The 13,201-nt window shown below is 38.9% G+C and carries 11 protein-coding genes and 1 riboswitch; of the genes, 2 read left to right on the top strand and 9 right to left on the bottom strand.

Annotated features, from left to right (window positions below; all coding sequences use genetic code 11):
• Nucleotides 1–22: 22 nt before the first annotated feature.
• Nucleotides 23–1,114, bottom strand: a complete 1,092-nt coding sequence (locus DBX25_RS03455) for a citrate synthase/methylcitrate synthase (protein ID WP_108669389.1) — start codon at nucleotides 1,112–1,114, stop codon at nucleotides 23–25.
• A 106-nt stretch (nucleotides 1,115–1,220) separates the two neighbouring features.
• On the opposite strand from DBX25_RS03455, the gene DBX25_RS03450 reads away from it, so the two are divergent.
• On the top strand, nucleotides 1,221–2,099 hold the full coding sequence (locus DBX25_RS03450; RefSeq protein ID WP_108669388.1) for a LysR family transcriptional regulator: 879 nt from the start codon (nucleotides 1,221–1,223) through the stop codon (nucleotides 2,097–2,099).
• Between the two features lie 294 nt (nucleotides 2,100–2,393).
• Here the strand turns inward: DBX25_RS03450 and sdhB are convergent, their stop codons facing one another.
• The 3 genes from sdhB to DBX25_RS03435 all read right to left on the bottom strand — a co-directional run bounded on the left by sdhB (nucleotide 2,394) and on the right by DBX25_RS03435 (nucleotide 5,598).
• Nucleotides 2,394–3,155: a succinate dehydrogenase iron-sulfur subunit gene (gene sdhB / locus DBX25_RS03445; protein WP_108669387.1), complete on the bottom strand. Its 762-nt coding sequence runs from the start codon at nucleotides 3,153–3,155 to the stop codon at nucleotides 2,394–2,396.
• A 3-nt stretch (nucleotides 3,156–3,158) separates the two neighbouring features.
• Entirely contained in the window at nucleotides 3,159–4,922 is a 1,764-nt protein-coding gene (sdhA, locus tag DBX25_RS03440; protein WP_108669386.1) for a succinate dehydrogenase flavoprotein subunit, read from the bottom strand.
• 67 nt (nucleotides 4,923–4,989) lie between these two features.
• Nucleotides 4,990–5,598, bottom strand: a complete 609-nt coding sequence (locus DBX25_RS03435) for a succinate dehydrogenase cytochrome b558 subunit (protein ID WP_108669385.1) — start codon at nucleotides 5,596–5,598, stop codon at nucleotides 4,990–4,992.
• 381 nt (nucleotides 5,599–5,979) lie between these two features.
• Between DBX25_RS03435 and DBX25_RS03430 the strand changes: the two genes are divergently transcribed.
• Nucleotides 5,980–6,441, top strand: a complete 462-nt coding sequence (locus DBX25_RS03430; RefSeq protein ID WP_108669384.1) for a YslB family protein — start codon at nucleotides 5,980–5,982, stop codon at nucleotides 6,439–6,441.
• A 115-nt stretch (nucleotides 6,442–6,556) separates the two neighbouring features.
• On the opposite strand, the gene DBX25_RS03425 is transcribed toward DBX25_RS03430, so the two are convergent.
• The 5 genes from DBX25_RS03425 to DBX25_RS03400 all read right to left on the bottom strand — a co-directional run.
• Nucleotides 6,557–7,789, bottom strand: a complete 1,233-nt coding sequence (locus DBX25_RS03425; protein ID WP_108669383.1) for an aspartate kinase — start codon at nucleotides 7,787–7,789, stop codon at nucleotides 6,557–6,559.
• A 93-nt stretch (nucleotides 7,790–7,882) separates the two neighbouring features.
• Nucleotides 7,883–8,059, bottom strand: a riboswitch (Lysine riboswitch).
• 79 nt (nucleotides 8,060–8,138) lie between these two features.
• On the bottom strand, nucleotides 8,139–9,914 hold the full coding sequence (gene uvrC / locus DBX25_RS03420; RefSeq protein ID WP_108669382.1) for an excinuclease ABC subunit UvrC: 1,776 nt from the start codon (nucleotides 9,912–9,914) through the stop codon (nucleotides 8,139–8,141).
• Nucleotides 9,898–11,364, bottom strand: coding sequence for a nucleoporin-interacting protein (locus DBX25_RS03415; protein ID WP_108669381.1), 1,467 nt, complete (start codon nucleotides 11,362–11,364; stop codon nucleotides 9,898–9,900). The genes uvrC and DBX25_RS03415 overlap by 17 nt, the downstream gene beginning before the upstream one ends.
• Nucleotides 11,365–11,568: 204 nt before the next feature.
• Nucleotides 11,569–12,507, bottom strand: coding sequence for an FTR1 family iron permease (locus DBX25_RS03405; RefSeq protein ID WP_108669379.1), 939 nt, complete (start codon nucleotides 12,505–12,507; stop codon nucleotides 11,569–11,571).
• Between the two features lie 32 nt (nucleotides 12,508–12,539).
• Nucleotides 12,540–13,201 (bottom strand): hypothetical protein (locus DBX25_RS03400; RefSeq protein ID WP_205685171.1); only part of this gene is annotated, 662 nt, incomplete at its 5' end.

Below are 13,201 nucleotides of genomic sequence, written 5' to 3'. Positions count from 1 at the left end.
TTAATCCATCCATTACTTTCTATTATTCAGCTAATATGGGACCCTTGTATCGTGCTTCAGGACGGAAAATCGTATTGTCCTCTGCCTGCTCTAATACATGCGCCGTCCAGCCAACCGTTCGACTTGCAGAAAACGTAGGAGTAAATAGGTCAGGATGCATTTGAATCGATTTCATAACTGCCGCTGCATAGAATTCAACGTTCGTATAGAGCCTTCTTCCTGGCTTATATTCCTCTAATAGATGTATCGCAGTTTTCTCCACATGACTAGCCAAGTCTAGCCAATGATTATTTCCTTGTATGGAACTTACTACTTGTTGCAATGCCACTGCCCGCGGATCTCGTGACCTGTATATCCTATGTCCAAACCCCATAATTTTTTCTTGATTTTCCAGCTTTTCACGGATCCATTTTTCAGCAAAAGGTTTCTCTTTTATTTCATCTAACATCTTAATGATACCAGTAGGTGCGCCGCCATGTAACGGGCCCTTCATAGCCCCAAGTGCACCCACAATGGCAGAAACCATATCTGATTCCGTTGAGGCAATGACCCTCGCCGTGAAAGTGGACGCATTCATACCATGTTCCATCGTTAGAACCATATAGGATTCCAACGCTTTCAAATTCGCTTGCGAAGGACGTTCACCATAAAGCATATATAAGAAATTTTCCACATGACTAAGATTCCCATTAGGTGCCACAACGGGTAACCCATTCATCACTCGATAGCGGTAGGCAATTATAGTTGGCATTATGGCCACCATTTTGATGGCTTGATCCATAGATGGTTTCCAGTCATAATCTTCTGTTCCTAATGAAGATAGTACCGTCCTTACTGTTTCCATAATTCCTATGTTAAGTGGTAGAGACTCTATTAGTCGTATCGCGTACTCTGGTAAAATTCTTGCTCTTTGCATTTGTTTTTGTATAACATCTTCCTCATATCGGGAAGGAAACCTACCATTCCATAAAAAATAGGCTACTGCTTCAAAACTATATTTCAAAGCTAATTCTTTTGCTTCTCTTCCCCGATATAAGAGATACCCTTGTTCTCCATCGATATAGCTTAACGAAGTTTCTGCAGCAATGACTCCCTTTAAACCTTTTTGAAACATATAGACCATCCCCCTTTGATACTACTAGTGTACGTGATACAATCATTAATAAAAATTAAATATATTTTCATTTTTTAATTAATATTTTTAATCAGAGGAGGAGAATATGGATTTAAAATGGCTAAGAACATTTGTCATCGCAGCAAAATACGAGAATTTTAGGCAAGCCTCTGAAGAACTTTTTATATCTCAGCCTTCGGTTACAGTACATATAAAACTTTTAGAAGAATATTTGGATGTGTCTCTCTTTGATCGAAATGGAAGAAATGTATTATTAACAGAGGAAGGTAGAAGGTTCTTACCAAAAGCTAATATTCTATTAGAAAATTTCGAGGAGAGCATAGAAGATTTAAAACTTTTTAAGCAAGGAGTGCAAAGAAAGTTAACTTTGGCTATTTCTCCCTTGATTGCTGCTTCCATTATGCCATATATTCTTCAACAATATATAAAGGAAAACCCAACTATCAAGCTTGATATTCAAGTTATAGAATCAAAAGGTATTCTTTCAGCAGTTCTATCGGGAGAGGTGGATTGTGGTTTATCAAGAATGGAAGTTTTTCATCAAAGCGTCACCTGCGCCCCTCTTTATGATGATCCAGTTCTATTAGTTTCTGCAAATGATGGAATGGATCCTGAATCCAGCCCACCTATTGATGTTGAATTCCTTCTATCCTCAAATAGAATTTTGACGCATAATCATCCAGAATATTGGGATGACCTGCTTAAAAAATTGTCGATTAAATTTTCCGATCTTCAAACGATGATCGTCTCCCAAGTGCATGTTACTAAAAGGTTTATTGAAGAGGGGCTAGGTGTGTCATTCTTGCCAGAATCGACAGTTCGAAGAGAATTAATGGAAGGACGCTTAATGGAAGTTCACATGCATGATTTTCCGTTACCAATTGCCAAAAGTTACTTAGTTACAAAGTATCAACATACAGAGGGAATGCAATTTTTTGATTTTATCTCTAAGTTTAAACTTTAAATAGAGATTGACTCAAAAGGTTGATTAAATTCAACCTGAGGGTCGCCTTTTTTTATTTTGTGAAAAAATGAATTTAGCATTCTGAGTTGATTGAAGTGGCTGGCGCGAAGTCTCCTGCGGTCTCAGCTGGACAGCTGAGACCCCGTAGACGCCAACGGCGGCAAGGGAGGCTAAGCGTCAGCCCCGTGGAAAACGAAGCGCCTGGAACGTAAACAATGGGCGATTATTACATGCTATCCTAAAAAAGAAAGAGGGTGTCCCAATAGTTTATACCTTTTGGGACACCCTTTTCTATTATGCTTCGTCGCTTCCGAAGAAGTTTCTGAATGATTGGATTGTAGTGTCGCGGTTTAGTGCAGCAATCGATGTAGTCAAAGGAATTCCTTTCGGACATGATTGTACGCAGTTCTGTGAGTTACCACAGTTAGCAAGTCCACCATCACCCATGATTGCGTTTAATCTTTCTGGTTTGTTCATTTCACCAGTAGGATGCGCGTTGAAAAGACGAACTTGTGAAAGTGGAGCGGGACCGATGAAGTTAGACCCACTGTTAACGTTCGGACAAGCTTCCAAACATACACCACAAGTCATACACTTAGAAAGTTCATATGCCCATTGGCGCTTTCGTTCTGGCATACGTGGTCCTGGACCAAGATCATAAGTTCCATCAATCGGGATCCATGCCTTAACCTTTTTCAACGAATCAAACATTCTACTACGGTCAACTTGAAGGTCACGAACTACTGGGAAAGTACGCATTGGCTCAAGACGGATTGGTTGCTCAAGTTGATCCACCAAAGCCGTACAAGATTGTCGTGGCTTTCCATTGATCACCATAGAACAAGCCCCACAAACCTCTTCAAGACAGTTCATGTCCCAAGTAATAGGTGTAGTAGTTTCCCCTTTAACGTTTACAGGATTACGGCGAAGCTCCATCAGCGCCGAAATAACATTCATATTAGGGCGGTATGGAATTTCAAATTCTTCAGTATAAGGGGCAGATTCTGGTGTATCTTGACGAGAAATGATAAAACGAACTGTTTTGTGCTCAGCCATGATTTAGTTCTCCCCCGCTTTCTTTTTCGTATAGTCACGCTTACGAGGTGGAATTAACGATACATCAATATCCTCATAATGGAATGCAGGAGCGGATTTCAGACCTGTGAATTTCGCCATAGTCGTTTTCATGAATTCTTCATCGTTACGTTCTGGGAATTCTGGCTTGTAGTGAGCTCCACGGCTTTCATCACGGTTCAAAGCACCTAATGTGATAACACGTGCCAATTGAAGCATGTTCATTAGCTGACGTGTAAATGAAGCACCTTGGTTACTCCATTTTGCAGTATCATTGATGTTGATATTTTCCCAACGCTCAATAAGCTCTTGAATTTTCTCATCTGTTTGTTTTAGCTTGTCGTTGTGACGAACAACCGTTACGTTATCTGTCATCCATTCTCCAAGCTCTTTATGAATGATATAAGCATTTTCTGTACCATTTAATGACATGATACGGTCCCATTTAGCTTGTTCTTCTTGAACATGCTTATCGAAAATATCAGAAGAAAGGGAGTCAACTGACTTCTCTAAACCTTTGATATATTTCGTTGCGTTTGGTCCTGCAACCATTCCGCCAAAAATTGCAGAAAGTAAGGAGTTAGCTCCTAAACGGTTTGCACCATGCTGTGAATAATCACATTCACCCGCAGCAAATAATCCAGGGATATTCGTCATTTGATCATAATCAACCCATAGTCCACCCATTGAATAATGGACAGCAGGGAAAATTTTCATTGGAACTTTACGTGGATCATCACCCATGAACTTTTCATAGATTTCAATGATACCACCAAGTTTGATATCAAGCTCTTTAGGATCTTTATGAGAAAGATCAAGGTATACCATGTTTTCACCATTGATACCAAGCTTTTGGTTAACGCACACATCGAAGATTTCACGTGTTGCGATATCACGAGGTACAAGGTTTCCATAAGCAGGATATTTTTCTTCCAAGAAATACCAAGGCTTACCATCTTTATATGTCCATACACGTCCACCCTCACCACGAGCCGATTCACTCATTAAACGAAGCTTATCGTCTCCTGGTATAGCAGTTGGATGGATTTGAATGAATTCACCGTTTGCATAATATGCACCTTGTTGGAATACGATTGAAGCCGCTGAACCAGTGTTAATAACTGAGTTTGTAGACTTACCGAAGATAATTCCAGGACCACCAGTCGCCATAATTACAGCGTCACCAGGGAAAGCCTTGATTTCCATGGATGATAGGTTTTGTGCAGTGATTCCGCGACATACTCCTGCGTCATCAAGAACCGCACCTAAGAACTCCCAGCCTTCGTATTTCGTTACAAGACCGCTAACTTCGTAACGACGAACTTGCTCATCTAAAGCATACAACAATTGTTGTCCTGTAGTAGCACCCGCGAATGCTGTACGGTGATGCTGTGTTCCACCAAAGCGACGGAAATCTAATAAACCTTCAGGTGTACGGTTGAACATTACCCCCATACGGTCAAGCATATGGATAATTGCAGGTGCAGCTTCACACATTGCTTTTACTGGTGGTTGATTTGCTAAGAAATCTCCACCATATACTGAATCGTCAAAGTGTTCCCAAGGCGAATCTCCTTCACCCTTTGTATTAACCGCACCGTTAATCCCACCTTGTGCACATACAGAGTGTGAGCGCTTAACAGGTACAAGAGAGAATAGATCTACTGGTTGTCCAGCTTCCGCAGCTTTAATGGTTGCCATTAGGCCAGCTAGACCACCACCAACTACGATGATTTTACCTTTACTCAACTTAATTCACTCCCTTTTTCCTAACACGTGTGCAGAAAATTTTCTGCCTGCTATGAATCAATAATTCTTATACGAAAGCAAAAATCGCTCTTAATCCAACGATAGATAATGCAACAAAGATACCTAAAGTCACATAAGTAGAAATTAATTGTGCACGTGGAGTAATAGTTAATCCCCAGCTTACAGCGAATGACCATAATCCATTTGCAAAGTGGAAAATTGCAGAAAGAACACCAATGATGTAGAACCAAAGCATGAATGGATTGCTTAAGATTTCCTCCATCATTTGGAAATTAACTTCCGCACCGAAAGCAGCTTGAATTCTAGTTTCCCAAACGTGCCATGCAAGGAAGATCAACGTAATTATTCCTGTTACACGTTGTAACAAGAACATCCAGTTTCTAAAGAAACCGAATCTACCCACATTGTTTTTTGCAGTGAAAGCAATATAAATCCCATAAATTGCATGATAAAGCAACGGCAAGAAGATAATGAAAATCTCCAATAATTCCCGAAAAGGCAACATTTCCATGAAATGAGCTGCTTTGTTAAAAGCCTCTGCCCCTCTTGTTGCAAAATGATTGACAACCAAATGCTGTATCAAGAATACCCCAACTGGAATAACTCCCAGTAAAGAATGTAGTCTGCGGTTAGCAAACTCACGATTTCCAGCCATTTTGTACCCCCCTTAATTAATTAAAATGTTTTAAGCAGTGACCTCATAACCCCCGTTAATCGCTCACATTGCAGAAAAATGTTGCTAATACTATATTGAAGATAGTTATAGCCGATACCAGTATAATGTTAAACAAACCATTAATACATGAAAAAAATACAAAACTTCTAAAATTTAATTCTTCATATTTCTACATTTTCTAACAATAATATGACATAAACATTTTACTCCTCTAAAAATGAAGCGTCAAGAAAACGGATACATAAATAATGCCAGAAAAATAAATTAATTGGATGAAAGTTGTCACTTTTTTCTTTCCAATTGTTGTAGAAACCAAACTAGGCTTCCTTTATAATATGGAATAGAAAAGAGGGGAAGTTCATGGAAAAAGAACTGCTTGAAGAAAAAAGTGAAATTATAACAACATCCACCGAACCTTACGTGCCCGTCTTTGGACAAGAAATATTACGCGAATTCGTTTTGCAGGAAATCCTCGGCAAAGAAGGCCCTCAGATCCTTTACTGGGCAGGAAAGCAACTGGCAAGAAAATTCCCTGTAGATGACTTTAACGAAATATTAAATTTCTTTACCCATGCTGGCTGGGGAGCTCTCACACTGAAGAAAGAAACAAAGCATGGACTGGAACTAGAACTTTCTGGCGAGGTATTAGCACGTAGATTCGAATTAAATGATGACTGCCATTTTCAATTAGAGGCTGGATTCCTAGCCCAACAAATTGAAATGCAAAAAAAACGTATGACTGAAACATTAGAAGAAAAGAAAAAAAAGCTTAATAAAGTTCTTTTCACCGTACAATGGGATAGTAAAGACATACTTGAATAAAAAAATGGGTTAAAATGATAGGCTGAATCCAATTTGGATTCAGCCTTTATTTTTGATCACTTATCCTTTTGTTGAGGTATTGGTAATCACATCTCGAAAGACCTTTTCACCTCGATTATGCTTTCACATCTGTCGTTTCACTTAATTGAAATGCTTCATGTAAACATTCTACAGCTTTTACCATCTTTTCGAATTCAACGACAGTAGAGACTTTAATTTCCGAAGTACTTACCATCTTAATGCCGATTCCATTATTGGCAAGTACGTCGAACATCTCTGCTGCAACCCCTGGATTTGAAACCATTCCAGAACCTACGATAGATACTTTTGCTAGACCGCTCTCTGTTTCAATAGACTCATACTGCAACTGTTCCTTATTCGCTGTCAGTACATCAATAGTATCCTTCAAATCATCTGACTTGATAGAGAAGCTTAGATTCATCTGTCCAGCTGATGTTGCACTTTGAATAATGATATCCACATTGATATGATTCTTTGCGAGTAATGTAAAGATGCTAGAAAGTGTCCCTACGATATGCGGTAATCCAATTAATGTGATTCTAGTAATTCCGTCTTCAAATGCAATCCCTCTGACAACCAAATTTTGTTCCATTGTAGCTTCCTCCTCAATTCTCGTTCCTTGTTCCATGACCATACTTGAACGTACCTCTAATGGTACAGAATAATTTTTTGCAAATTCAACGGCTCTTGGATGCAAGACACCTGCACCTAGATTGGCCAGTTCTAACATTTCATCATACGATACGCTTAATAACTTCCTAGCAGTCGAAACACACCTTGGATCGGTTGTAAATACCCCGGTTACATCAGTATAGATGTCGCAACGGTCTGCCTTAAGGATGGCAGCTAGTGCAACAGCGGTTGTGTCAGATCCACCTCGACCTAAGGTCGTAATCTCGCCTTCAACTGTAATTCCTTGGAAACCGGCCACTACCACGACTTTCCCAAGGGCTAGTTGTTCTTGAACTCTCTCTTTTTCAATATCTATGATTCTTGCATTTCCAAAAACACTCTCTGTTTTCATCCCAGCTTGCCATCCAGTATATGAAATTGCATCAATGCCAATATCGTGAAGGGCCATTGCCAATAAAGAGATTGTCACTTGTTCACCCGTAGTTAGAAGCATATCCATTTCCCTTTTGTTAGGGAACGCTGATATCTCCCGAGCCATGTCTACTAACACGTCTGTAGTTTTTCCCATTGCCGAAACGACTACCACTACGTCATTTCCTGCATTTTTTTCAGCCTGTACTCTTTTGGCTACATTACGGATTCGATCTACATTCCCAACTGATGTTCCACCAAACTTTTGAACGATTAGTCCCACAGATTTCTCCACCTTTATCTTTTTTGTCCAGAAAACGCAAAAAACAGCAATGAGAGATCTCATTGCTGTGAATACGCAAAAATACGCAGTACACAGTGAGATAGCTCTCCAAGAACAACATTCTTGACAATCCAGTAAATATTCAATACTGAACCAGTACAAGCAAAATATGAGTTTGCTTTACTTCGGCGATTTCCCCTTTCATAACCCTTCGTTGAAGCTCATCCTTCTCCAGGCATTACTATTGAAACTCGCACCTCTATCATCACTTTAACTTGTAAAGTAATTTTATTATTCAATTACGAAACATTATATCACGCGTTTTTGTACTCCGCAATGAATTTTGTATTTATCCTTCTGAAAGAGTTCGACGGATTTCTTCTGCAAGAGGCTTTGGAATTCCGATTTTAATAAACTCCTCTATTTCGGCTTCTTTCATTTTTTTAATAGACCCGAAATGTTTTAATAGTAATTTTCTACGTTTCTCCCCAACTCCAGGTATTTCATCCAGCTTGGAGGAAATGGCATTTTTACCGCGTAGTTGCCTATGGAACGTTATCGCGAATCTATGCACTTCATCTTGAATTCGTTGTAATAAATAAAATTCTTGGCTCCGTTTATCCAAGGATACCACTTCTAGTGGGTTTCCAATCAATAATTCAGATGTGCGATGCTTTTCATCTTTCACTAGTCCCGATAATGGAATATCAAGTCCTAGTTCGTTTTCAAGAACATCTCGGACAGCTTCGATATGCCCTTTTCCTCCATCGATGATAATTAAATCTGGGAGAGGAAGTCCTTCCTTTAAAACCCTAGAGTATCTTCTTCTAACAACTTCACGCATGGATTCATAATCATCAGGGCCTTTTACCGATTTGATTTTGTACTTTCTGTATTCTCTTTTCTCTGCTTTCCCATCTATAAACACGACCATTGCTGAAACTGGGTCGGTCCCTTGAATATTGGAATTGTCGAAAGCTTCAATGCGATGTGGCGTATAAATCCCTAGTTTTTCTCCTAGATTCTCCACAGCCTTAATTGTTCGTTCTTCATCCCTGTCAATCAATGAAAATTTCTCTTGGAGAGCAATATTTGCATTTTTGATGGCAAGCTTCAATAAATCCTTCTTTTGGCCCCGCTTTGGATAATGGGTTTTCACTTGTAATAACGCTTCGGCCATTTCTGCGTCCACTGTCTCTGGTAGAAGGATTTCCTTTGGTTTAAAGTGATTCGACATTTCATAAAACTGTCCGAGGAAGGTAAGGAACTCGTATTCCGCTTCATCGTAGATGGGAAACATCGAGACGTCCCTTTCAATCAGTTTTCCCTGTCTAATGAAGAAAACTTGTACACACATCCATCCTTTATCGACAGCATAGCCAAATACATCGCGATCTGTAAAGTCGGTCATCGTCATTTTTTGTTTTTCCATCGTTACTTCGATATGAGCTATTCGATCACGATACTCCTTCGCTCTTTCAAAATCGAGCACTTCCGCGGCAGCATGCATTTTGACCAATAAATCTTCCTTGATTTCCTTGTACCCACCGCCAAGGAATTTGGTGATATCTTCAACTATTTGCTTATATTGCTGTTCAGTTACTTCCTTGATGCAAGGAGCCAGACATTGATCAAGATGGTAGTATAAACAAACACGATCCGGAAGCGTATTACATTTCCGAAGTGGATAAATTCGGTCGAGTAGCTTCTTCGTTTCATTGGCCGCAAAAACATTGGGATAAGGACCAAAGTACTTTCCTTTGCCTTTTTTGACCTTCCTCGTCGTGATCAGTCTTGGGTGACGTTCATTCGTCAAATGGATGAACGGATAGGTCTTATCATCCTTCAGCATGACATTATATTTTGGATTATGCTTTTTGATTAAATTCAACTCAAGAATCAGTGCTTCCATATCAGAAGAGGTAACGATGTACTCAAAATCCTCAATTTCATTCACGAGCCGGAACGTCTTTCCATCATGGGAACCTGTAAAATATGATCGTACACGGTTCTTCAATATTTTTGCTTTTCCCACATAAATAATGGTTCCTTGACGATCCTTCATCAAATAACAGCCCGGTTGGTCAGGTAGGATGGCTAGCTTATCTTTAATTCTTGCGTTCATTTACAGTTTCCCCCTTCCATTCATAAAGTTCTATGGAAGCATATACAGGATCAAATAAAGGATTCGAATGAAAGCTTTTTACTTTCACAAAATCATTCTCAACAGCACCTTGTGCTATAAATCCTTCTTTCACTCTGTTTGTTATATAAATCTGTTTATTCTTTGCATATGTTATGTCCTCTAAAAATTGAGTATAGGTGAGAATTCTTTTATGCTCAAATGGACTCTTGATATACTCAAATACTCTTGTTTCTTCCCATGTATATAGAATAAAGGGATTGTCGGCGACAGACAAGTCATTAGCCAACTGATAAACTGCAGGTGTTTGTTGATATTGCTCTTTAAGTAAATTGACTCCTATGAATACTTGGGCAAGTAGGAAAACGATAAATATCATTGTAATACTGATCTTATTATTTTTCAGAAGCCATATTCCCATATAAAGACATGCAAGCAATATCAAAGGTAAAATATGCCTTGGTTTGTCGATATTCTGGCCAAACCACGCCCATAGGAAATATGCAGCCATCATTATTAGAAGCATAGGGTGCAAAAAAAGTTTCCTGTTAAAAATAATCTGAAAACCAAGATAAACAAGGATGAAACCTCCAATGACCATCAGAAAATAGGATTTTGAAAATAAACCCGTCCAAAAAACATTTGTAAAGAGTAATGTCATTCCCCTGCTTAGTGTAGAGGTATTTTCTGAAAAGCTTGTCCCACCCCATTCATTAAAATGCCCATCTGAAAAGCCATTGGCAATCTGAATGAAGGTTTCCCACCCTCCAACATTGGAAGCTAAAGCAGATACCCAAAGAAACTGGAAGACAACTGCGATCACTGATTCTTTTATAACTGTTATCCATCCTCCCTTGGCGCTCTTTATGGTGTTCCACCACATAAACAAAATTCCTACACCCAATAGTAGGTACGAAAATCGAATACCGAGGAGGACACTAAAAAGGAAAAGGGGCAATAGCCTTATAGAAAACCTATTTTTTTTGATTGCGAGTTTCAGACTCCATATATACCATGCAAGTACTGCGACTGCAGCACCTTCAGACATGGGCTGGACACCCATAATTATTAAGTAACTAATCGAATGGACGAACGCTGTCAAAAGGAGGCTATTTTCTTTTGATAAATATTCCCTGGCAAACAAATAAATCGGAATAATGGTTGATAACATCAAGAAACTGTTGAAATAACTTAGTGCAAGTTGAGGTGTTTCAGCAAAATTTGAAAATAGCATTCCACCTAAAATAAAATACGGGTACCCTGGAAAATGAGGTTGCATTTGCAGCAAGTCAAACTGGACAACTCCAAGGGCAAAATCCACCATATCCCACGTAGCAGCATATTTGTACGCATAAACAAATTTCAAAGAAGTGATATATAAAAGAATGAGGCAAGAAAAAACAGAAATAATGATGTTTTTAAATCGACTCATAGGTAAAAAAAACCTTCTAGCGGTGTTAAACACTCGTTCCACTCCCTATTTAACTCGAACCTTTTTATGGAAAAAATTTAAAAGTAATGATTATTCATTCATAAATGAATCAGTTACTATAAGGCCATTATTGCCAATGAAAGAAAACCTCGCAAGTAAAATAAAAGACTCGCTCCAATATGAAGCGGGTCTTTTGTATGCCTGTTAATTAGGTTTCGAATTAAGGTTTCCAATCCGTTTACGGAAGGATAAAGTCAATTTGTCATGCTTGATTAACCACATCCAGAAAAAGACGAATCCGAAGTAACCCCAATATCCTAAAATTTGTTCGATGGTTGGATTGTGACTATATCCAAACATAGCTGCCATGAACAATCCAACTTGACCTGATATAAGGACATCATCACCAGTATCCCTTTGATAATGTAACTCATCGGCGTAGTGTTCTGGAAGGATGTGTACAATATTATACACTTCTGCCGGTTTTCCTTCAGCTGTAGTGTACATGGATCCCATTAATCCTAAATCTTGTAGGATTCCTATCCCTTGTACTAAAAGTCCGGCAGCAATGAACATAATAAGTAGTCCGGTAATATTGAAGAAAGCCTTCAATGAAATCTTCATCGTACCTGAGAAGAAAAGATAACCAATCATCAATGCTAGTAATAATCCACTTAGGGCACCGTAGCTAGTAAATACCTTCGTAACGTCTCCGCCACTAATTGCAGCAAAGAAAAATACAGTTTCCACTCCTTCACGAACCACGATTAAATATGAGTGGATAATCATGGCTGATACACTTCCTGCTGTTAAAGCAGCCTGAATTTTCTTTTGCATCTCGCCTGTCACATCTTTAGATTGCTTTTTCATCCAATGAACCATATGAGTCAAAAGAAAAACGGAGGCAAACATAATGGAAACCTTCAAATACACTTCTGATCCAAAGCTTGCAAAGCCAGTGAAAACTACTTGGAAGACAAGAGCAACAAGAAAGCTACTAATCAATGCGAGTAGAACACCTAAGTAGACCCATTTTTTATATTTATCTGCGCTCATTCTTGTCAAATAACTTAAAATCAAACCTACAATCAATATAGCCTCAAGAGATTCGCGCAATGTAATCAAAAATGCCTGAAAGTCCATCTCTCAATACTCCCCCTAACTACCTTTTACATCTATTTCTTTTTCCTTAATTTATTGCTGGCGATAATTAGCAAGAAACCTACAATAAGTATGATAGAAAACCATAGCCAAAACGATGAATTACCTTCTTCATCCCCTTGATTCAAAAAGTTTAAATTCTCTTCTGTCAAATGACTTTTATCTTTTTCTACTTCCGAAACAATCGGAAACGCTGGTGCCAGCTCACTGTTGATAAAGGCTACATTATTGTCAAAGGCATCTTTATCGTTATTCTTACTTCCAATCCCAAATAGCCCAGGGTTACCAAGTGCTTTCAACGCATCATCAAAAGCTTTATAAATTGCATCTACCGATTCTTGGTCCTTATTTTCCGCAAGGATTGGATCCAAGACTGTAAATGTCCCTCTTGCCTTAGCCAGTAGGAGTTTAGCTTGGCCGTAATCCTCAAACTGTTCCTGAGCAAAATGAAGGCGCCGCTCAACATTTAGTCTCAAGGCTGCTTGATAGCTTCTAAGAACGAGTTCTGAATCTTTCTTTTCAAACCCTTTTTCAATATCAACTTTTGCTTTTTTAAAATATAAGTCAAATTCTTTCTGGTATGTGTCATAGACTTTTCTTGCATTCGTCCAGTCGTCTGCAGAAAGATATTTATGTAATTCCTTATATGCTTCCGCAAGTTTCTCTTCGCCAGGAT

The organism is Peribacillus acanthi (genome assembly GCF_003073175.1).
GTDB lineage: Bacteria > Bacillota > Bacilli > Bacillales > DSM-1321 > Bacillus_BN > Bacillus_BN acanthi.
Note: the sequence above shows the minus strand (reverse complement) of the source record. Positions and strands in the feature narration are given on the sequence as shown.

Coding starts and splice junctions, on each gene's coding strand:
- DBX25_RS03455 (WP_108669389.1), bottom strand. CDS start 1,114: ATGTTTCAAAAAGGTTTAAAGGGAGTCATTGCTGCAGAAACTTCGTTA.
- DBX25_RS03450 (WP_108669388.1), top strand. CDS start 1,221: ATGGATTTAAAATGGCTAAGAACATTTGTCATCGCAGCAAAATACGAG.
- sdhB (WP_108669387.1), bottom strand. CDS start 3,155: ATGGCTGAGCACAAAACAGTTCGTTTTATCATTTCTCGTCAAGATACA.
- DBX25_RS03435 (WP_108669385.1), bottom strand. CDS start 5,598: ATGGCTGGAAATCGTGAGTTTGCTAACCGCAGACTACATTCTTTACTG.
- DBX25_RS03430 (WP_108669384.1), top strand. CDS start 5,980: ATGGAAAAAGAACTGCTTGAAGAAAAAAGTGAAATTATAACAACATCC.
- uvrC (WP_108669382.1), bottom strand. CDS start 9,914: ATGAACGCAAGAATTAAAGATAAGCTAGCCATCCTACCTGACCAACCG.
- DBX25_RS03415 (WP_108669381.1), bottom strand. CDS start 11,364: ATGAGTCGATTTAAAAACATCATTATTTCTGTTTTTTCTTGCCTCATT.
- DBX25_RS03405 (WP_108669379.1), bottom strand. CDS start 12,507: ATGGACTTTCAGGCATTTTTGATTACATTGCGCGAATCTCTTGAGGCT.